The organism is Cryomorphaceae bacterium, from assembly GCA_017798125.1.
Lineage (GTDB): Bacteria > Bacteroidota > Bacteroidia > Flavobacteriales > ECT2AJA-044 > ECT2AJA-044.
Map to the genome: position 1 here is coordinate 2249266 of CP059070.1, position 21684 is coordinate 2270949.

Here is a 21684-nt window from a genome sequence, read left to right on the forward strand (position 1 = left end):
GATGACCATGTTGGAGAACTACATAAAGGTCGCTTGGCGAAATCTCAAGAAACACCGGGTTTACTCCCTGATCAACATCAGTGGTTTGGCTCTGGGCATGGCTTGCGGGTTGTTCATTATCCTCTACATCTTTGAAGAAACCAGCTACGATAAGTTCTGGGATGATTCAGATCGTATTTACCGCGTCTACATTGATGGGAATTTTCTGGGGCAGGAAATCAACTCCCCAACGACTCCTTCGGGTATGGCTCATTCCTTGAGAACCGAGTTTAGTCAAGTAGAATCTGCTACGCGCTTTCGTCCTATTCGTCAGGAAATCATGTTCCAACACCGGGATATGAAGATTTATATCGCGGATGTCGCCTATGCCGATTCCAACTTCTTTGATGTCTTTTCGATTCCGCTATTAATGGGCGATCCGAAGGAGGTGCTGGCGAGCACTGGATCATGTGTAATCTCTCAGCGCATCGCTCAAGCCTTTTTTGGGGAAGAGAACCCCATTGGTAAGATCCTGAACTACGACAATCGTTGGAATTATAGGGTAACGGGAGTCATGGCTCCCCTACCCGGAAAATCGCATTTCTCATACGACGTATATATGACGTCCAATGAGATTCGCGGAAACTGGATTGAGAACGGGCACTGCACCTATTTCAAAACTAAAGAGGGCGCAAATCCGGATGAAGTCATTGCTCAAATAAATGACTACGCCTACGCGCAATTGAGTACTATTCTTGAAGAGCAACTCGGATTGACTCCTGAAGAGTTTTTAGAGCAAGGAAATTCCTATGAGTATGGTTATCAAAATGTTGAGCGCATTCACCTACACTCAAATCTACAAGCAGAACTCAAGCCAAACAGCAAAGTTGAATACCTCTACATCTTGGGAGTCATTGGGATTCTAGTCCTTATGGTCGCTGGAATTAACTTCACCAATTTGGTGACCGCACGAAGTGCGAGCCGATCCAAAGAAGTAGGTGTTCGAAAGGTCGTCGGTGCATATCAACCTTTGATCGTGCGGCAATTCTTAACAGAAGCCATTATTCAAAGTGTCATTGCCCTAGTCATTGCCATGATGCTTCTAGAGCTAGCGCTACCCTCTCTGAGCCGGGTAATGGGTATATCGGGGATGCGTCTTTTTGGTGGTGGATACGGATGGGTTGCTGTGATCTTTGTGTTTTTGGCTTTGATCGTTGGTATCTTCTCTGGAAGTTATCCCGCACTTTACTTGAGTTCCTTTGATCCCTCTCAAATCATAAAGGGGCAATTCAAAAGCGGAAAAAAGGGCCTTCTCACGCGAAGAATTCTGGTGATTATTCAATTCAGCATCAGTTTGAGCTTGATTATTGGGCTGTCCGTCATGCTCAAACAGTTGAAGTTCATGCAGCAAAAAGACCTTGGCTTTCAGCCGGAGCAGGTTATTGTGGTTCCCATTCAAACAGACTTCGTTACCGAAAACTTCCATGAAATCAAGGATGGCATGCTGGCGACGGTTCCCGGCATTGAGAGCATTTCCAGAGGATCACATATTCCAGGCGTCATGGAAATGGTCCAGGGCATTTTCCGGGTTGGAACCTCTGACCTCACCTACCCCATGTGGTTTATGGGAGTCGACGACGATTTCTTGAATACCATGGAAATTGATTTACTCGAAGGAGTTGAACCGAGCTTTGACGTAGCCAAAACCGGAGGTGTGGTCATCAATAAAAAAGCTGTTGAGTTTTTGGGCTTAAAAAACCCAATTGGTACATCTATTGGATATTCGAATGACTTCGTTGAGCAAAGCATGCAAGTAGTCGGAGTCATTGAAAACTTCCACACAGAAAGCTTCGATCAGGAAATCAAACCGATGATTCTGTACTACGATCCAGAAACGTGGTTCAGCGTCATCAGAATTGATCCCGGACAATGGGAAGAAACCATTTCAGGTATTGAAGACTACTGGGAAAAGGTTGAGCCATCTCATCCCTTCCGGTATACCCTTCTTCAGGACGATTTTGCTCGACTTTATGAGGAGGAAAAGAACCTTAGCCAGCTTTTTCTGGTTTTCACCATTTTGAGCATTTGGATTGCCTGTATGGGATTGTTTGGATTGGCTCTGTATAATTCGGAATTGAGAACTAAGGAGATCGGGATTCGGAGAGCACTCGGTGCAACCACTGGCCAGACATGGCTACTACTCACCAAGGAATTCGGATACCTCACGGGAATTTCCATCCTCATCTCCTGGCCCATTAGCTACTTTGCAATGAATTTTTGGTTAGAGTCGTTTGTCTATCATATCGAAGTGCCCCTCCAGGTGTTCTTATCATCATCCATGATCGCCTTGTGCATTGCTTTGGTTACAGTCAGCGTACAAACCATACGAACCAGCATGGCAGACCCCATACAAGCTCTGCGATACGAATAAACCAAACTGATTCAAACGCCGTATACGGAATGAAAGAAATGATTCGCATTCGCGACCTAAATAAGTCCTACCAAATGGGACACAGTGCCCTTCATGTATTAAAAGGTATTGACCTCAATATTCATGAAGGAGAATTCGTATCCATTATGGGATCTTCGGGATCGGGAAAATCTACCCTCTTGAACATCTTAGGCCTCTTGGATGAGCACGATAACGGGAGTTACCATCTGAACGAGGTCTTGATGAAGGATCTATCAGAAAAGAAAGCCGCCTACTATCGGAATCAGTTTATCGGGTTTGTCTTTCAGTCTTTCAACCTCATTTCCTTCAAGAATGCGATGGAGAATGTTGCTCTTCCTCTCTACTATCAGAAGGTTCCGCGAAAGAAGCGCAATGAACTAGCCCTGGAATATTTGGATAAAGTAGGCCTGGCTGAATGGGCGGAGCATATGCCCAACGAACTTTCCGGGGGACAAAAACAGCGTGTAGCCATTGCACGGGCCTTGATTTCAAAGCCTAAGATCATCTTGGCAGATGAGCCCACGGGTGCGCTAGACTCCGTTACTTCACATGAAGTCATGGAGCTCTTTAAGGAAATCAATGGCGAGGGAATCACGGTCATTATTGTCACACACGAGAATGATATCTCGGCCATGACTCAGCGAATCATTCGCTTGAAGGATGGCGTAATTGAAGCCGCCTGAGATGTTTGACGTAGACAAGTGGCAAGAAATATTCACGACCATTCAGCAGAATAAGCTGAGAACTTTCCTCACGGGATTTAGTGTGGGTTGGGGAATCTTCATGCTCATCATCTTGCTCGGAGCGGGGCAAGGAATTTTCAATGGTGTGGAGTCCATGTTCAACGACGACGCCATTAACAGTATCTGGATTCGCCCGGGTCAAACGACCATGGAATACAAGGGTTTCAAATCCGGTCGCCGCGTAAAGATGTACAACGAGGACTACGATTACCTGCTATCTACATACAAGGGCATCGATGAAGCCACGGCTCGAGACTGGGTTTGGGGCGTCAATGTCAGCTATCGCAACGAGTACGGATCATACGGAGTCAGAGGTTGTCACCCAGGTCACAAGTACCTAGAGAAGACTGAAATGATCTCTGGCCGATACCTGAACGAAAAAGATATTCAAGAGGCACGTAAGGTTGCCGTTATTGGGAAACTCGTAGAACAAGACCTGTTTAAAAGAGAAAGCGCCATTGGGGCCTATATCAATATTTCGGGAATTCCATTTAAAGTCATTGGGGTATCTGATGACGTTGGTAGCCAATGGGAGCAACGCTCAATCTACATCCCGGTGAGTACTTCTCAAGGCGTCTTTGACGGAGGCAGTAATGAATTCGACATGATGATGGTGTCCACTGGTGATTTGACGCTTATGGAGACCATTGACCTGGCAGAAAACATTGAGCGCGATATGAAAGAGCGCTTAGTCGTGGATCCCCGTGATCAGCGCGGTCTGAATATCCGCAATAACAATGCGGAGTTTGCCAACATCGTGAACGTCATCAACGGTATGCGCATCTTCATCTGGGTAATCGGTATCTTCACCATCATCGCAGGTGTGGTTGGTGTCAGTAACATTATGATGATCATCGTTAAAGAGCGCACCAAAGAAATTGGGGTCCGAAAAGCACTAGGGGCCACCCCCTTCTCTATTGTATCCTTAATCCTTCAGGAATCTATTTTCATCACTACACTAAGTGGTTATATCGGACTGATGCTCGGTATTGGCCTTTTAGAACTGGTCAACAGTTTCATGCCCGAAGGCACACCTTTCTTCCGGAACCCTGAAGTGGATGTACAAGTCGCCGTTTACGCAACGCTCCTTTTGATTTTGGCCGGAACCTTGGCGGGATTCTTCCCAGCGAGAAAGGCAGCCGCCATTAAACCAATTGTAGCTTTAAGAGACGAATAAGATGTTTGATAGAGATCGCTGGCAAGAAATATGGGAAGTCCTCTCCAAGAACAAGCTCCGTTCGTTTCTAACGGCCTTCGGAGTCTTTTGGGGCATCTTTATGATGATTATCATGCTGGCCAGCGGGCGTGGATTGCAAAACGGTGTGAGTCAAGACTTTGGTGAAATGGCCACGAACAGTATGTTCATCTGGACCCAAGGCACAAGTATTCCATACAAAGGCCTTCCTCGAGGAAGGTGGTTTAGCCTACGGCTCGATGACGTTGACGCCATTTACAACAACATTCCCGAAGCAAAGCTCGTCTGCCCCCGTAATCAACTAGGCGGTTGGCAGGGAGCCAACAATGTGGTTCGCGGGCTTCAAACCGGTGCTTTTAGTGTCTACGGAGATGTGCCGGGATATGCCGACGTCGAAAAGAGGAACATGGCTGTCGGTCGCTTCATCAATGAGTCCGATATCCAAGAAAGACGCAAAGTCTGTGTCATTGGAGAAGCTGTTTATGACGCGCTCTACTTGCCAGGTGAGGAAGTCATAGGATCATACGTACGTATCAACGGAGTGTACTTTCAAGTAATAGGTCTCTTCAAGTCTGTCAAGGCAGGTGAAGACGCTCTGGAAGAGACACAGATGATCCACATCCCCTTCACCACCTTTGCTCAAGCCTTTAATCGCGGTGATCAAGTCGGATGGATGGCCTTGATGTCCGAGGATAAAGTGCCTGTTTCCGTCATGCAGGAAAAGGTGCTCGCGCTTTTGAAAGAACGACACACCGTGCACCCTGAAGATCAGCGTGCGTTCGGCTCCAACAACTTAGAAGAAGAGTTTCAGCGCATGACCAACCTTTTTACGGGAATCAAGGCGCTTTCCTTCTTTGTCGGTATTCTTACTCTTATTGCCGGGGTCATTGGTGTCAGTAACATCATGCTCGTCATCGTCAAAGAGCGGACAAAGGAAATTGGCGTTCGAAGAGCACTTGGGGCAACACCGTGGAAAATCATGGGGCAAATCATACAGGAGTCTGTTGTTTTAACTACTCTTGCCGGCGTTACTGGATTGGTCATAGGCGTGTGGCTCATGGAGGGCGTGAATCAGGCTCTTACCCAATTTGGAATGGACACCGGATCCTTTAGAAACCCGGAAGTAAAATTTGGAATCGTCTTTGTGTCATTAATCATCCTCATTGTCTCGGGAGCTCTGGCGGGTCTCATTCCCGCTCGACGAGCAGTGAAGATTAGACCAGTAGACGCTTTAAGATCAGAATAATTGAAACCCTGTAACCTGTTATGAAAAAAGTACTTCGCATCCTCCTTATCCTCATTGCTGTTGGATTGGTCGGCTACACCTTCTATTTTCTTTATCAGAAGTCTGTAGAGCCCGAAATGACCTACAATACTGCAGCTCCTGAGCAAGGTACCGTCATTAAGAAAACGGTAGCTACGGGTTCCATTATCCCCAGAAAGGAAATCGAGATTAAGCCCCAAGTATCCGGAATTATTGACGTTCTATACGTTGAAGCTGGTGATGAAGTCCAAAAGGGTGATTTGATTGCCCGTATCAAGGTGATCCCGGACATGGCCCAGCTCAACTCCGCGGAGAACAGAGTCAATAGAGCTCAAATTTCCCTGGATGCCGCCAAGTTGGATTACGATCGGAACAAAGAGCTTCACGAAAAGGGCATCATTGCCGATGCTACTTGGCAGGGTTTTGAAATTGCCTATCGGAATGCTCAAGAGGAATTGGCCGCTGCCGAAGCTAATTTAGAGATCATCAAAGAAGGTGCTGCAAAAAAAGCGGGTTCAACGGCCAATACGCTTGTCCGTAGTACTTCGAGCGGAACAATTTTAGACGTACCGGTAGAAGAAGGAAACTCTGTCATTGAAGCCAATACCTTCAATGACGGAACTACGATTGCCACGGTTGCAGACTTAGGCGAGATGATCTTTGAAGGAAAAGTTGACGAATCTGAAGTCGGTAAGATTCAAACCGGTATGGAGCTCATCCTCAATATTGGTGCGCTACAAGACCAGCAATTCAAGGCAGAGCTCGAGTATATTTCGCCTAAAGGGGTGGAAGAAAACGGAGCAATTCAATTTGAAATCAAAGCCGACATGCAACTCCAAGAAGGCATGTATATCCGTGCAGGGTACAGCGCCAATGCGGATATCGTTCTCGCACGAGCTGATTCAGTCTTGACCATCAAAGAATCCCTACTCCAATTTGAAGAAGGCAAAGCGTACGTTGAAGTAAAGGTCGGTGAAGATCAATACGAGCGTCGTGAAATCGAAACAGGTCTTTCGGACGGAATCATTGTCGAGATCAAGAGTGGTCTCGAAGAAGGAGATGAAATCAAAGTCTGGAATAGTCCTATTCGCTCTTAATTAGCTAATCGCTTTGAACACGAGTTCGCGGACGAACTCTTCGATGCGCTCCGTTTCATTCTTTTTGACTTCCGTCAAGCTTGGGAGATGCTGCGCGAAGAAATTTTGATCGTGAACCGATTCCACTACTGTGGAGATCAGCGCGTGAGAAAACCGATAGTCGGGATTGATCTCGTGAACGATCTGCGCTACGCGGTCTACAAACCTCTTGTAACTGGAGAATAGCCCCTCTTTGTTGTCCGCATCGACCTCCTTGTTTAGATACACCTTTGAGGATTCCGCAATAACAATGTTGTACAGTGATTTCTCATTAATGTGCTCAAAAGTCTGATCCAATTGAATCGGAGCGCTGAGCAATTTGATGCAATTGGTCAATCGATGCTCCGGCGACTCAATATTATTGGTTACAAAAATGATTTGGTAATCGATCCAATTCCAATACCAGGTCACAAGGTAGATCAACAGTTTGTGCTTGTTCTCAAAGTAGCGATAAACGGAAGCCTCAGTGCTTTGAATATGATCGGCTAACTTCTTGAAGGTGAACTGTTCAAATCCAATTCGATCAATCAGGTCGATTGAGCCTTCAATGATTTTCTTTCCCAGAACACTGCTTTCAGGATTCTTCAAAAAGACCTTTTCGTCGATTAAGATTTGAACTCTCGGATGGGTCATGGCTACTGTCTTCTACAGCTTAAAAGTAATACTATTACTTTAATTAATGTAACTTTCGGTACCTATTACCTAGTAGACCTTTATGAAATACTCTCTATCTCAGTTCGCCAAGGACGGACCTTCCGGCCTTGTGGTTTTTCTTGTTGCCCTTCCATTGTGTTTGGGAATTGCCTTAGCCTCGGGTGCTCCCCTTCTTTCTGGTCTGATTTCCGGTATTATTGCCGGTATCGTCGTGGGCTCATTAAGTGGCTCTCATTTAAGTGTTAGTGGACCTGCCGCAGGTCTTACAGTGATCGTTTTGGATGCCATTACTGAAATGGGAAGCTTTGAGAGCTTTCTTGTAGCTGTGATGCTCGCCGGTATCATTCAACTTTTAATGGGGGTTTTTAAGGCTGGAATCATCGGGCTCTTCTTCCCGGTTTCCGTCATTCGCGGAATGCTGGCAGCCATTGGGATCATTTTAATCCTGAAACAGATTCCGCACTTTTTCGGAATTGATACCGATGCATTCGGGGAAATGCGTTTTCTCGGAACTGACGGTCGCAATACCTTCGAAGAGGTAATCTACGCAACGAAACATATTGAACCGGGTGCATTTGTCATCGGAATCCTATCTCTATTGATTCTCGTCGTTTGGGATTTCGGCATCAAGAAGCGTATTACAAGCCTTTCCTTCGTGCCGGGTGCACTTTTGGCCGTGATTACCGGAGTTGTTTTGAATCAATACTACGCAGGAGGCCTTACCGAATGGCAGCTCAGTACTAATCATATGGTTCAAATCCCGAGTATAGGCTTGGATGAGGAGTCTTCTGAACTACTGTACTTTCCAAACTTTTCTGCCCTGAGCAATCCATCGACCTACAAGGTGGCTATGGTGATTGCCATTATTGCCAGTCTGGAAACCTTGCTTAGCATTGAAGCGGTAGATAAGTTAGACCCACACAAAAGACGAACGCCGAACAATCGAGAGTTAAGAGCTCAAGGTGTTGGTAACCTAATCGCTGGCGCCATTGGCGGACTGCCCATGACGGCGGTAATCATTCGCTCCTCAGCGAACGTAGACGCCGGAGCGGCAACCAAATTCTCAGCGGTCTTCCATGGAATTCTCTTGGCGGTATGCGTCCTTCTAATTCCACATATCCTGAATCTAATTCCTCTTGCTAGCCTAGCTGCTATCCTACTTGTTGTAGGCTTTAAGCTGAATAAACCAACCTTATACCATCAGCAATTTTACAATGGGTGGAAGCAGTTTATGCCCTTCATAATCACCATCATTGCCATCTTATTCAGTGACCTTTTGATTGGAATAATGATCGGGCTCTGTGTGGCCATCTTCTTTATTCTTCAAACGAACTACAACACGCCCTACTTCTATGTAGAAGATGAGCATCCTGAAGACAAAAAGGACAAGCAAATTACCATTCACTTGTCCGAACATGTTTCCTTCTTAAACAAAGGAAGACTTCAAAAGACTCTTGAAGCCTTGCCGTCAGACAGTGATGTGACTATCGATGGAGCAAAGACCTTGGATATTGATTTTGATGTACTCAACATTATATTTGATTTTAACAATACAGCGCACGAGCGTAACATACACGTGAACTTGGTGAATATTCCTGAGTTAAAGTAAATCTGGAATAGTCGTTCCATAACGGATACTTAACAGTCCCGAATTACCGTTAAATAAAAAAAGTGTACTTTTGACACTAAGTTAATTGCGCTGTGTATGCTTCTTTCAACAAATATGAAAGTCCTCGTTGTAGACGATGACGAGGTAAATCTCTTAATTACTGCTACTATGTTGACCCAAATGGGGTTAACGGCCGTAAAGGTGAGCAGTGGTGAAGCTGCGGTAGAGGCCGTGGATCACCAAGACTTCGATTTAATCTTGATGGACTTGGAAATGCCTGGTATTGATGGCACCAAGGCGGCTCGTGAGATTCGAAAAAAGGGATACAATATGCCCATTATGGCCATGACGGCTCATAATACAGTGAATGGTCATAGTCGTGCGCATCAGGCCGGTATACGTGTCTTTATCCGCAAACCCATTGACACCGACAAGCTTACCGAGGTCATAGAATTGGCAAGTGAAGGCGCATACTTGTTGGAAGACACTCCTACCCTCTCCGTCTAAGGCCACCAAAAGGCAATTCTCGTAATCAAAACTGCTGCGGTTATCAAAAGCCAGACAGCAATTTTTCTGGCTCTTAAAATGAGCCCCCAAGCAAATAGTCCGAATACCAACAATACGTGGAGTTCAAATTCTGCGTTGATTGAAGAAAATGGCCACTTCGCCACGTGGCTGAGGGCCCAATAGAGCGCGTCCGCGGATTCCCCCCACAACCACGTTAACCACCACAACACTGGTCCTGCAGGAAGAATTACCAAGGCCCATGCACCAAACAAGAGTATGGGGAGCAATGGTGTAAGCAAAACATTAGTTAGGAGGAAATAGGTAGGCCACTGTTTAAAGTAATACAAGGCAATTGGCCCTGTTCCAAGTTGAGCGAGAATAGGAACTTGAATGATCGCGTATCCCGCTTTATGCGTATCTGAAAATGAACGTTCTCTTGCCCAAGATTTAAGTCCAAGAATGATGGCCGCTACAGCCACATAGGACAAGTGAAAGCCCGCTGACAACAACCAACGCGGAACGCAAACAAGAGAGCAAAACGCCGCTAGCCACAGCCCGTTAAGGGAATAGCGATCTCGCTCCAGTTGCGTGGAACACTCCCAAAAAAAGAACATGAGACAAGCGCGTACAACGGAAGGAGAATGGCCCGTCCAACGTGCCAAAAAGAATAAACTTATACCCGAGAAAAATAGGAATAGAAGTCTTCGAGATCTCAGAGAAGCAATCGAGTAACTCAGCTGTTTTAGAAGTACATAGAACAGCCCAACATGAAGACCTGAAACAGCGAGAACATGGGCTGTCCCGGTTCGCGCAAAGGGCTCTCTATCCTTTTTCTCAAGGGCCCTTCCCTCTCCGAGGACAAGGGCACGAGCAAGCCTTTTTGAAAACCCGCTTATCCGAAGACTTGAAATTCGATCGTGAGCATGCTGCCACGTTATTCTTGTGCCAGATTGTGGCAAGGGAGAGAGATGGTGTAGGCGGATTAAAGACGCTTTCAGGGACCACCCTTCCCTTCGAAACCAAGCCTCTTGGTCAAAATTCGCGCTTGAATGGGTCTCCTTCTCTTGAATAAGACACGTAACTCTTACGGGAGGGTGAATCGTCACGTCTCTGGGCAACTCCACGAGAATTCTCTGATTTTCCAATTCTCCAGCTGGGGAGTTTTCTACCTTGAAAATGCCAAAATCACGTTTTCCTATCACCCGGACTTCAACGCATTTGGCTTGAACAATGGTTGGTTTCTCCAAGACAAGTTGTTGGGTTTCAAGTCGACTTGTTCGGAAGAAGCTAAGCGCCAAAATAAGCACGAGCATTACTCCATCCCGTCTAAAAACTACTACAAGACTGGCAGAAAGGACTACAAGCGCCACAATGACCCATGGGGCAGCAAAAAAAGCGGCGATAATGCCGAGCACCCAAAGAATGAATAAGCGAAATAGCACGTCAACTTATTACGCGCCTAAAACCTCAATTTTGAAAGTTCTTCGATTCGAGCCTCGCGGTAGTAATGTAGGAGGATTTCTCGATAACGATACCCCAGCTCAGCCATTTTCATAGCTCCTTCTTGACTAAGGCCAACTCCATGTCCAAAGCCGCGACCACTCAGGTACACGGTATTCCCTTTGGTGGACACGTCGAAAAAAGTGCTGTTTAGTCCAAAATGACTTCGAAGATCCTTCATTCGAATACTTTGATCCGAACACGGTAGTCGCAACCACCGCTCCTCTTGCTCAAAGTCCAAATAGGCATAAATAGAATCAGGGTGTAGGCTCGGACAGACTTCCTTGATGTATTTGGTCCACTCCACGCGATCAATTTCCGTAGTCCAAGCATAATGCGGCATATCTCTGCTGAAGGTGTCCTCTACTGCTCTCAAATACGGAAGAGCCGAACTCCATACGTCTTCAGAATTACAGGTCTCTCCGCCCGAATTGCTGTGGTAGGCTGCCGTTAAAAACTTGGACTGCTCATCAACCAATACTTCACCCTTGGTCATTAAAACAGCTTTGTAAATCCCATAGGCATTCTTGGCATATGCCATACTGTGGTACACTTGATGATCCACTCCATCGTTTAAGTCATAGCCCTGACGGGAATAGCTATTCAAATGCTTCAATGCATAAGTTCGAGCGATCAGCACTTGGGCCTTCAGGTATTCGGGATGAACTTCATGACCTCCTTCTGACTCTACAACTCCCGCGACATAGTCATCCAGCTCTACGATGTTGATTAGGTATAGACGCCCTTTCAAAACTTGCACTTTTACTGACCCTCGATAAAGGCGTTCATCCTCATTCACACGAATACGGATCACGGAATTCGGCAACTCCGTTTCGATGGTAAACGCCCCCGTCATTTCTCGCGCCTCACCGTTGGCCTTTACCTCTAAATAGCCCTTTGAAATACTCACGGTCATCAAAGACCGATGATCAACATCAACGACTTCTTTTCCTCCTTGATAAATACCGTATGACCCCTTCTCAACCTTGAGGATAGCAGTATTCACCGTTACGTCAGAATACAGGTTAACACGTACTTCCCTGCCTACGGCAAGATGCGTCATCACCACGAAAAGAAGGAGCAATATTCTATTCATTCGTCCGCATTTCTTTACAAATCTCCACAGCCGTCTTTTCCGATGCTCCACCGTCTCCCAACAGATGACGAAGTTCGTCGTACTGTCGGAGTAAGCGCTCTCTCCCATCGCCAGTGAGCAGGCGTTTTAATTCTTCCGTCAAGGCCTTGGCATTCATCTCATGCTGAATCAGCTCTCGAATAACTTCTTTGCCGTAGATCAGGTTCACCAGAGAGATAAACTTGATGTTGACGAGATTCTTAGCGATTTGATACGTAATCCAGCTTGTTTCATAGCAAACCACTTGAGGAACGTCGAATAATGCGGTTTCTAAGGTTGCCGTACCACTGGCTACGGCCGCAACCTCGCTGTTGTGGAGCACGTCATAGGTTTCGTCGAGAATGACGTGTACCTGCTCATCCGAAGTGTACGGTGCATAGAACTCTTCACCCAGGTTCTTCATGCCCGCAATCACAATTTGATACTCTGGAAACGACCGGGCCGATTCGAGCATGACCGGCAGAATTTTTGGAATTTCTTGAGTACGGGACCCAGGGAGGAGCGCAATAATGGGCTGTTCACTCAATCCATGACTTCGCCGCCATTCGCCTTGGTCACGGAGCTCAATTTGCGGCAGCGCGTCCAATAATGGATGCCCGACATAATCTACGCTGTAATGGTAGTCGGCATAGAAGTCTTTCTCAAAAGGAAGAATGACAAACATCCGGTCTACGTATCGTTTGATCTTATGTACCCGATTCTTTTTCCAAGCCCAGACCTGAGGAGAGATGTAGTAGAAGACCTTGATCCCGAGCTCGTGGCAGAATTTGGCCATCCTCAAGTTGAATCCCGGATAGTCGATGAGTATGACCGCATCGGGCCGTGAGGCCCTAATATCTTCTTTTGCGCGCTTTAATAATCCGAGAATGGTGCGCAGATTGGCCAGCACTTCAGCGAATCCCATGAAACTGATGTCTCGGTGATGCTTGACTAGATCCCCTCCTACAGCGGACATGCGATCGCCACCCCAAAAGCGAAAGGTCGCTTCCGTGTCGCAGCTTTTTAAAGCTTTCATGAGGTTTGAGGCGTGTAAGTCGCCCGAAGCCTCCCCGGCGATCAAGTAGTACTTCATTTACTTCCCTAAGAAGAAAAAGAAAAAGATGAATGCATAAACGAAGGTAGCGAAAAGCATGCCTTTGCCCGATTCCTCCATATCCCACTTGAGCATGTATTGCCTAAAGAGGATGACGTTTGCCGTAATGCTGATCACCATTAAGGTGTCGTGATTGAAACTGTCCTGTGGGCTAAACGTGGTTAAGAATACCATGAATCCGTAGAGCGCGGCAGGAATAATTAGGCCGAGGATCAGCCCCAGTACAAGGGAGTTTCGTTTTAAGAACTTCATACGTCAAAACTCCATTGGTTCAAACTTCCAATGACATGGTGGGCGGTAACGTCGTACTGAACGGGAACAATGCTCACAAAGCCATTAGCCAAGGCCCATTCGTCGGTGTCCTCTCCTCTATCGTAGTTTTCGAATTTACCGGTCAACCAGTAGTACTTTCGGCCTCGAGGATCAGTCCGCGAATCAAACTCTTCCACCCAATTGGCATCGGCTTGACGGCAGATTCGAACGCCTTTGATGGGGCCATTTTTAGGCCTAGGGAAATTTACGTTGAAACATGTTCCTTTAGCCATTCCATTGCGAAGCACTTCCTCAGCGATAGCGCGCACATAAGGTCTCACTGGAGAGAAGTCAGCGTCCCAGCTGTAGTCCAATAAGGAAAAGCCAATCGATGGTATCCCTTCTAGTGCGCCTTCTACCGCGGCAGACATGGTTCCGGAGTAAATGACGTTTATAGAGCTATTACTTCCGTGATTGATGCCCGAGACAATAAGGTCCGGTTTGCGATCGAGAATGACATTTACTGCCAGTTTGACACAATCTACAGGAGTACCAGAACAGGCATAATCTTCTTGAGGACCTTGGTCAATGTGCACTTGATCGCACCGCAAAGTGCTCTCAATGGTGATCGCATGCCCTTTTCCACTTTGTGGGCCATCGGGCGCAACAACCACAACATCACCGAGTTGCGTCATTTCCGCGACGAGGTTGCGAATACCTGGAGCGGTAATCCCGTCGTCATTGGTCACTAAGATCAGGGGGCGGTTTGAATCAGTCATGGAGCAAAGCTACTTTCTTTTTTAGTCCCTTAGGTATGGATTTTGTTAAATTGAAAACGCAAAAAGAAAACACTTATGGCACTTATACAGAAATCATCGAACCCAGCCTTAAATGATAAGATCATTCAAGGCCTCGGCGTTCAAGACCATACCATCGCTGCTGAGCCCATGACGGTTTCGGGAGCGGTCAATAAAAGTTTCATTCTCTTAGCCTTGGCTATGGTAACGGCAGGCTTCACCTGGTCGCAAACCTTGGCCACCGGCGTTATCAATCCATTGTTTGTATGGGGTGGCGGGATTGGAGGATTCATCACGGCGATGATTACGGTATTTAGACCGCAATCCTCGGGAATCACAGCGCCCTTATACGCCGTTCTTGAAGGGCTCTTCTTGGGAGCTATATCAGCCATGTACGCAAGTGCATACGACGGTATTGTCCTTCAGGCCGTGGGATTGACCTTTGGAACCTTCCTTACCCTACTCTTGGCGTACCGAAGCGGCTGGATTCAAGTCACCGATAAAATGCGTTGGGGAATTGTCGCGGCTACAGGCGGCGTATTCTTTCTTTATCTACTGAGCTGGATCATGAGTTTATTTAGTGTGGGAATTCCTGTGCTCCACAGCAGCGGTTGGGTAGGCATTGGCTTTAGTCTACTCGTCGTTGTGGTCGCAGCCTTGAATCTCATTTTAGATTTTGACTTTATCGACCGTGCAGCAGAGGCACGTGCACCAAAGTATATGGAGTGGTACTCGGCCTTTGGCCTCATGGTCACCTTGGTTTGGTTGTACCTCGAGTTCCTTCGTCTCTTGAGCAAGTTGCGCGATTGATGGATTGGTTTCTCGCCATACTCGGAGGAATCCTCATGGTTGTCGGGATTATTGGAGCCATCGTTCCCGTTCTCCCCGGTCCACCCATCAGTTATTTCGGGCTATTGCTTTTGCATTGGACCGGGTGGGTTGATTTCTCGACCCAATTTCTGGTCATGATGGCCGCGGTAGCGGCTGCGGTTACCGCTGTTGATTACGTGGTCCCGGTATGGGGAACAAAGAAGTTTGGAGGATCAAAAGCGGGAGTGCGCGGATCAACCATTGGACTGATTATCGGGGTATTCTTCTTTCCGCCCATCGGGATTATTGTTGGGCCATTCCTAGGAGCTGTAATTGCGGAATTGATGGTGAATGCGGATGACTTCAATAAAGCCCTGCGTTCTGGATTCGGTTCTTTAGTTGGCTTCCTCATGGGAACCGGGCTCAAGCTCGGCGCGAGCCTTTTAATGACCGTTTACTTCGTCAGGGCTCTGATCTAGTCCAAACCCAACATCATGAAAACAAAAAAACGGCCATCGCGAGATGACCGTTTTTTATTCTGGTGGCGCAGTTTGGACTTCTCCTCCCTACGCGGAAATTCGAACCTATACTCCTAACGTTTCGCTTTCCATATTCGCACCAGACAGAAACACTAAACATAAAAAGGCAAGCCAAACATACACTTTTCTTGTATGTACATCAAGTGATACTAGAAGTAAAAATCACAACTCAGGCTATGGGAAGATCTTGCCTGGGTTTAAAATATGCTGCGGATCAAAGAGGTCTTTGATTTTGCGTTGCAGCTCTAAGTTCGCCTCATCGAATACGATATCCATGTAGTCTTTCTGGACTAGACCTATCCCGTGTTCACCGCTAATAGTACCCCCAAGACTAAAACACAGCATAAATATTTCCGAAATGGCCAAGGGTATTTCTTGCTGCCACTGTTTGTCGGATAAATCACCCCTCAAGATATTCACGTGGAGGTTGCCATCCCCGGCATGACCGTAGCAAACACTCTTGAAGCCGTAGTGCTTTCCGATGTCCTTAACTCCTTTAAGAAGCTTAGGTAGTTCTGCTCTGGGAACCACCGTGTCTTCCTCTTTATAGATGGAATGAGCTTTGACCGCCTCCCCAACTTTGCGACGAACAGCCCATAAGCGGTCCTTTTCCGCCGAACTCTCTGCAAATCGAATCTCTCCGGCATCAAATCGTTCAACTACCTCCATAATGGCCTCGAGTTCCTTAAAAAGAACTTCAGGATCGTTCCCATCGACTTCAATCAGCAGATGCGCTTCGTCTTCTGGCCCCAATAAATCGGGAGCATCATCGATGACATCCAAAGTGAACTGAATAGCATCTCGTTCCATAAACTCCATGGCACTCGGGGTAATACCCGCTTGAAATACAGCACTGACTGCTGCACAGGCTTGTTCGGCTGATTTGAATGGAACCAAGATCAAGCGATTCTCCCTCGGATACGGCAACAACTTCACCACTCCTTTAGTGATCACTCCCAGGGTCCCTTCACTACCTGCAATGAGTTGCGTAAGGTTATATCCCGTAGCATTCTTGAGCACATTGGCCCCCGTCCAGATGATTTCACCGGAGGGAAGTACGACTTCCATATTGAGCAGGTACTCGTTAGTCACACCGTACTTGACTGCCTTTGGGCCACCCGCATTCTCTGCCCAATTTCCTCCAAGGCTACAACTCCCCTTGCTCGCTGGATCTGGCGGGTAAAACAATCCTCTTTCTTGAACCGCCTCCTGAAAAACTTGATTGATGACACCCGGCTCCACGGTCGCTTGGAGATTGCGCTCATCGATTTCCAAGATCTGATTGAAGCGCTTCATGCTCAGACTTATGCCCTTTTCTACGGGAAGGGCACCTCCACTGAGGCCAGTGCCAGCGCCTCTCGGCGCGATGGGAACCCTATGCGCATTACACCATTTGAGCAAAAGACTCACCTCCTCGGTATTGGCTGGCATAACCACGACGTCCGGTGTATACTGTAAATCCTCGGTATAATCCCGTCCGTGTTCTTCTCGTATTTCCTCGTCGACAAACACGTAGTCGGTTCCCAGTAATTCCCGAAGTTCTTCGACCCTTTCGTCGGTCATCTTGCTGTACGGCATGAAATATGTGTTACTCCTCAAAATTACTAAATTAGTCGGCCTTGATTCATCAGGCCATAACGGCCAACGACTACTCATTAACCTACACTGAATCTATGCATAAAGGATTACTCGCCGTGGCGATGTTTACCGCCACTACCCTCACTGCTCAAGACATTACCGTTGAAGACATATGGCGAAAAGGGACTTTTCGTTCAGAAGGTGTCTACGGTGTCCGTTCCATGAATGACGGTGAGCACTACACTTCTTTAAACTACGGACCAGAAGGTGTGCAGGTCGTTCAATACAGTTATGAAACCGGAGAAGCTGTGGACACCTTAGTAGGCGACGCACAGATTGACGGAGCGTCCATTCAAGGGTATAGTTTCAGTAGCGATGAGCAGAAAATGATGATCGCTACAGAAATGGAAGGCGTTTACCGATACTCCACACGCGATGTGAACTTCATCTTCGACCGATCTACCGGAGAAGCATCTTTATTGAGCACTGAAAAGCAAATGTTTGCCACCTTCAGTCCCAATGGAGATCGAGTAGCCTTTGTCCGCAGCAATAACCTTTTCGTTAAAGACTTAGATTCTGGTGAAGAGACACAGGTCACTTTTGACGGTGAATGGAACAAAGTGCTCAATGGAGGAACCGACTGGGTATACGAAGAGGAGTTTGCCTTTGACAAAGCCTTCTTTTGGTCTCCGGATGGAAGCAAGATCGCGTACTACCGCTTCGATGAAAGCGAGGTGCCGATGATGGACATGGACATGTTCAACAATCAATTGTATCCAGAGAACTACACGTTTAAGTACCCAAAGGCGGGTGAAGCGAATTCAAAAGTTGAGATCAAGGTCTATGACCTTCAAAGCGGATCTATTACCAATGTTGATTTGGGCCGAAGTGGTGACTTCTACGTTCCCCGCATTAAGTGGACGGCGAGCAGCGATGCCCTCTGCACCATGGTGATGAATCGGCTTCAAAATGAGTTAGAGCTTCGTTTGGTGAATCCAAGTGACGGGTCATCACGCTCATTAATGACTGAAAAGGCCGAATCCTACATTGAGATCTCAGATGATTTGACCTTCTTGAACGACAACAGTTTTCTGTGGACCAGCGAAACAGACGGATACAATCATATCTATCACTACAAGGCTGATGGAAGCCTGAAAAAGCAAATCACCGAAGGCCCTTGGGATGTGACCAACTTTTATGGGTACAACGCAAAGAGCGGATACCTGTATTTCCAGGCTTCGATGAACGAGCCGTATAACACCGAAGTGTATCGCGTTAAATTGAACGGAAAAAGTCTGAAGCAATTGAATCCTGCCGTAGGCAGTAACTCTGCACAATTCAGTTCTAGTTTCAAGTATTTCATTTTGACGCACAGCGATGCCAACACCCCGGCCAGCTATGCCCTCTACGCCTCCGACGGGAAGGAAGTGCGGTCGTTGAAGGACAACGCGGACCTGAAGGAGACGCTTGAAGGATATGGACTAGGAAGTAAGGAGTTCTTCTCTTTCGAAACCAGCGAAGGGGTGTCCTTGAATGGCTGGATGATGAAACCAGCAGATTTCGACGCATCCAAGAAATATCCTGTTTTGATGTACGTGTACGGTGGCCCAGGGTCTCAGACAGTGACCAACAGCTGGGGAGGATCCAACCATATGTGGTACCATATGCTGAATCAAAAAGGGTACATCGTTGTGAGTATCGATAACCGCGGTACCGGACATCGAGGAAGAGACTTTAGAACCGTGACGTATCAGCAGCTCGGGAAATACGAAATCGCCGATCAAATCGAAGGAGCTAAATACCTCGGAGGCCTGGATTACGTCGATGCCGATCGAATTGGTATTTGGGGATGGAGTTACGGAGGATATATGGCCAGCCTTGGGGTTTCCAAAGGTGCTGACGTATTCAAAATGGGTATTGCGGTTGCACCGGTCACTAACTGGCGTTATTACGACACCATTTACACGGAACGCTATATGCGCACTCCACAAGAAAATGCGGAAGGCTACGATGATAATTCCCCGATCAATCACGTCGAAAAGATCAAAGGATCGTATCTGCTGGTTCACGGATCGGCTGATGACAACGTACATTATCAAAACACCATGGAGATGATTCGCGCACTCGTCAATGCGAATGTGCAGTTTGACTTGTTTGTTTACCCAGACAAGAACCACGGTATATATGGTGGAAACACACGTAACCACCTCTACACCAAAATGACCAGTTTCATTTTGGAGAACCTCTAAGCTCAAAACCTAACTAAAAAGAAAGCTGAATGTCTGAAGTTCAAGTAAAACAAGGCCACCCGAGTGGATTATGGGTGCTCTTCATGTCAGAAATGTGGGAGCGTTTCTGCTACTATGGAATGCGTACCCTATTGACTTTGTACTTAGTCAAATCCTTGATGAAAGGTGATGCGGATGCCGCTTTGATCTATGGTGCCTACACAGCACTTGTCTATGCTGCTCCAGTTCTCGGAGGCCGTATGGCGGACCGATTCTTAGGATACCGCTATGCCATTATCCTGGGAGCCATCCTGATGTCCATCGGTGAATTCATGATCATAGTGCAGCCTACAGACTTCTGGTTGTTGGCCGGAATGGGAGGAATCATCATTGGTAATGGGTATTTCAAAGCCAATATCTCAACCATTGTAGGAAAGCTATACGAGGATGGAGATCCCCGCCGGGACTCTGGTTTTACGATTTTCTACATCGGTATCAACATCGGTGCACTTTTAGCAACAACCATCGTGGCCTATGTAGGAGAAACCTATGGCTTCCACTACGGATTCGGCTTAGCCGGTATCGGTATGCTTGTGGGTGGCTTGGTGTTCTATCTGGGGCGTGACCGCTACGCAGAAGCACCAGGTGTAGACATTCCTGAAGCGGGCTTGAAAAAGAGCTTTGCTGGACTGAGCAACGTTACGCTTATCACCATTGGGTCTATTTTGGCCATTCCGCTTTGTTTCTTCTTGATCAGCCAGAACCAGATCATGGATTACCTGCTGCTTGCCTTATTCGCCTATGTAGCCTACAGTTTGATTTCCACTGGGGCTAAGGACGGAAAGGTCTGGAGAGATCGTATGATTGCACTGGTCATCTTCATGTTGATCAACATTACCTTCTGGGCATGTTTTGAGCAAGCAGGAACATCTCTGACGCTTTATGCGGATCGAAATGTCGACCGTGTGATTTGGGGATGGACCATGCCGGCTTCCATGACGCAGTTCTTTAACCCATTCTTCATCGTGACCTTCGGATCCATCTTCTCCGTAATGTGGATCAAATTGTCTGAGATGGGTAAGAACCCGAGTATCCCAATGAAATTTGCTTTGGGAATTCTCCAATTAGGAGTTGGATTCTTGGTAACTCTAGTAGCCGTGAATTTTGCTGATGACTATAAAGTGCCTTTGTTAACACTTGTGTTGCTGTACATGCTGCACACCACTGGGGAACTCTTCCTCTCACCCATCGGTCTTTCCATGGTGACCAAATTGGCTCCGAAAGAAATTGCCGGTACCGCTATGGGTGGATGGTTCCTGAGTTTTGCCATTGCAAACTTCGTAGCGGGTAAAATTGCGGCCTTGACGGGAATTGAGCACGGAGGCGGCGGAGAAGCTGTTGACCTTGGCGCTCAGCTCGAGCAATACACGAGCATTTTCGGAAACATCGGATTTGTATTGGTTGGATTTGCCGTACTCATTATGTTGTTGCGCAAGCCACTCAATAAGCTCATGCACGGAGTAGTTTAAAATATGTCCGATGGGTTACACTTAGGTGCCCATCTGTTTTCGATCTTTGTAATCACAATAGTCAAAGAATCATGAAAAAGTACATACTAGCACTGTCCTTCATTGTCACGGCTTCCTTCTCTTTTAGCGCTTTTGCGCCTAAGGAGGACAAGATCAATTGGGTCTCTATGGAAGAAGCGGTTGCGATGACCGATAAGAAACCAAAGAAAATCCTGATTGACGTATACACCAATTGGTGTGGGCCGTGTAAGCGCATGGCGAGCACAACCTTTGTGCATCCATTCATTGTGAGCTACGTCAATGAGAATTACTACGCCGTTAAATTCAACGCTGAAGGAAACGACACCGTAGAGTTCAAAGGCAATGTCTATGTCAACAAGCAATTCAATCCAGCCAACGTCAATCGCCGAAATGGGACGCACGACTTTACACGAGCCATTGCGCCTGTGAATGGCCGCATCGCCTACCCTACGATTGTTTATTTGGACGAGGATTTGAACTATTTGACAGGGGTTCAAGGTGCCTATGGTGCCAAAGATATTGAGCCCATCCTCAAATGGTTTGCTACTGATACGCATGAAGAGAATCCGGACTTTAACTCCTATAAAGCGAGTTTTGTGTCGGAGATTCCAGATTAACTAGAATACCAAGACCCCCACTTTCCTGGGGGTTTTGTTTTGACCT

19 protein-coding genes are annotated in these 21684 nt (G+C 46.9%); 12 read left to right on the plus strand and 7 right to left on the minus strand.

Annotation, left to right across the window (positions count from 1 at the left end; all coding sequences use genetic code 11):
- Position 1 precedes the first annotated feature (1 nt).
- Genes HZ996_09915 through HZ996_09935 form a run of 5 tightly spaced genes read left to right on the plus strand, consistent with a single transcriptional unit; the run spans position 2 to position 6730 of the window.
- Complete coding sequence (locus tag HZ996_09915; protein QTN39442.1) at positions 2-2410, plus strand: ABC transporter permease; 2409 nt, start codon at positions 2-4, stop codon at positions 2408-2410.
- Positions 2411-2448: 38 nt separating this feature from the next.
- The gene (locus HZ996_09920) at positions 2449-3114 is read left to right on the plus strand and encodes an ABC transporter ATP-binding protein (protein ID QTN40037.1); all 666 of its coding nucleotides are present in this window, start codon (positions 2449-2451) and stop codon (positions 3112-3114) included.
- Position 3115: 1 nt separating this feature from the next.
- Positions 3116-4351, plus strand: coding sequence for an ABC transporter permease (locus tag HZ996_09925; protein ID QTN39443.1), 1236 nt, complete (start codon positions 3116-3118; stop codon positions 4349-4351).
- A 1-nt stretch (position 4352) separates the two neighbouring features.
- Entirely contained in the window at positions 4353-5615 is a 1263-nt protein-coding gene (locus HZ996_09930; GenBank protein QTN39444.1) for an ABC transporter permease, read from the plus strand.
- A gap of 20 nt (positions 5616-5635) precedes the next feature.
- Positions 5636-6730, plus strand: a complete 1095-nt coding sequence (locus HZ996_09935; GenBank protein QTN39445.1) for an efflux RND transporter periplasmic adaptor subunit — start codon at positions 5636-5638, stop codon at positions 6728-6730.
- Here HZ996_09935 and HZ996_09940 read toward each other — a convergent pair whose 3' ends face one another.
- Positions 6731-7402 (minus strand): TetR/AcrR family transcriptional regulator, encoded by a 672-nt coding sequence (locus HZ996_09940; GenBank protein QTN39446.1) that lies wholly within the window; start codon positions 7400-7402, stop codon positions 6731-6733.
- 82 nt (positions 7403-7484) lie between these two features.
- On the opposite strand from HZ996_09940, the gene HZ996_09945 reads away from it, so the two are divergent.
- Positions 7485-9032, plus strand: a complete 1548-nt coding sequence (locus HZ996_09945) for a SulP family inorganic anion transporter (GenBank protein QTN39447.1) — start codon at positions 7485-7487, stop codon at positions 9030-9032.
- Between the two features lie 114 nt (positions 9033-9146).
- A complete protein-coding gene (locus tag HZ996_09950; protein ID QTN39448.1) occupies positions 9147-9539 on the plus strand; it encodes a response regulator in 393 nt (130 codons plus the stop codon).
- On the opposite strand, the gene HZ996_09955 is transcribed toward HZ996_09950, so the two are convergent.
- The 5 genes from HZ996_09955 to surE are packed head-to-tail and all read right to left on the minus strand — an operon-like array spanning position 9536 to position 14298.
- Positions 9536-10954, minus strand: coding sequence for a ComEC/Rec2 family competence protein (locus HZ996_09955; GenBank protein QTN39449.1), 1419 nt, complete (start codon positions 10952-10954; stop codon positions 9536-9538). The genes HZ996_09950 and HZ996_09955 overlap by 4 nt on opposite strands.
- 44 nt (positions 10955-10998) lie before the next feature.
- Positions 10999-12135, minus strand: coding sequence for a SpoIID/LytB domain-containing protein (locus HZ996_09960; GenBank protein QTN39450.1), 1137 nt, complete (start codon positions 12133-12135; stop codon positions 10999-11001).
- On the minus strand, positions 12128-13246 hold the full coding sequence (lpxB, locus tag HZ996_09965) for a lipid-A-disaccharide synthase (GenBank protein ID QTN39451.1): 1119 nt from the start codon (positions 13244-13246) through the stop codon (positions 12128-12130). The genes HZ996_09960 and lpxB overlap by 8 nt, the downstream gene beginning before the upstream one ends.
- Positions 13247-13519, minus strand: a complete 273-nt coding sequence (locus HZ996_09970; protein ID QTN39452.1) for a hypothetical protein — start codon at positions 13517-13519, stop codon at positions 13247-13249.
- Positions 13516-14298: a 5'/3'-nucleotidase SurE gene (gene surE / locus HZ996_09975; GenBank protein QTN39453.1), complete on the minus strand. Its 783-nt coding sequence runs from the start codon at positions 14296-14298 to the stop codon at positions 13516-13518. Before surE ends, HZ996_09970 begins: the two co-directional genes overlap by 4 nt.
- A gap of 75 nt (positions 14299-14373) precedes the next feature.
- Between surE and HZ996_09980 the strand changes: the two genes are divergently transcribed.
- On the plus strand, positions 14374-15126 hold the full coding sequence (locus HZ996_09980; protein QTN39454.1) for a Bax inhibitor-1/YccA family protein: 753 nt from the start codon (positions 14374-14376) through the stop codon (positions 15124-15126).
- Entirely contained in the window at positions 15126-15605 is a 480-nt protein-coding gene (locus tag HZ996_09985) for a DUF456 domain-containing protein (protein QTN39455.1), read from the plus strand. Before HZ996_09980 ends, HZ996_09985 begins: the two co-directional genes overlap by 1 nt.
- A gap of 234 nt (positions 15606-15839) precedes the next feature.
- On the opposite strand, the gene HZ996_09990 is transcribed toward HZ996_09985, so the two are convergent.
- Positions 15840-17243 (minus strand): FAD-binding protein, encoded by a 1404-nt coding sequence (locus HZ996_09990; GenBank protein QTN39456.1) that lies wholly within the window; start codon positions 17241-17243, stop codon positions 15840-15842.
- 95 nt (positions 17244-17338) lie between these two features.
- Here HZ996_09990 and HZ996_09995 point away from each other — a divergent pair, with 95 nt between their 5' ends.
- The 3 genes from HZ996_09995 (at position 17339) to HZ996_10005 (ending at position 21638) form a co-directional block, all read left to right on the plus strand.
- The gene (locus HZ996_09995) at positions 17339-19492 is read left to right on the plus strand and encodes a S9 family peptidase (GenBank protein QTN39457.1); all 2154 of its coding nucleotides are present in this window, start codon (positions 17339-17341) and stop codon (positions 19490-19492) included.
- Between the two features lie 29 nt (positions 19493-19521).
- Positions 19522-21000, plus strand: a complete 1479-nt coding sequence (locus tag HZ996_10000; GenBank protein QTN39458.1) for a peptide MFS transporter — start codon at positions 19522-19524, stop codon at positions 20998-21000.
- 71 nt (positions 21001-21071) lie between these two features.
- The gene (locus tag HZ996_10005) at positions 21072-21638 is read left to right on the plus strand and encodes a thioredoxin family protein (GenBank protein ID QTN39459.1); all 567 of its coding nucleotides are present in this window, start codon (positions 21072-21074) and stop codon (positions 21636-21638) included.
- The last annotated feature ends 46 nt before the right edge of the window (positions 21639-21684 follow it).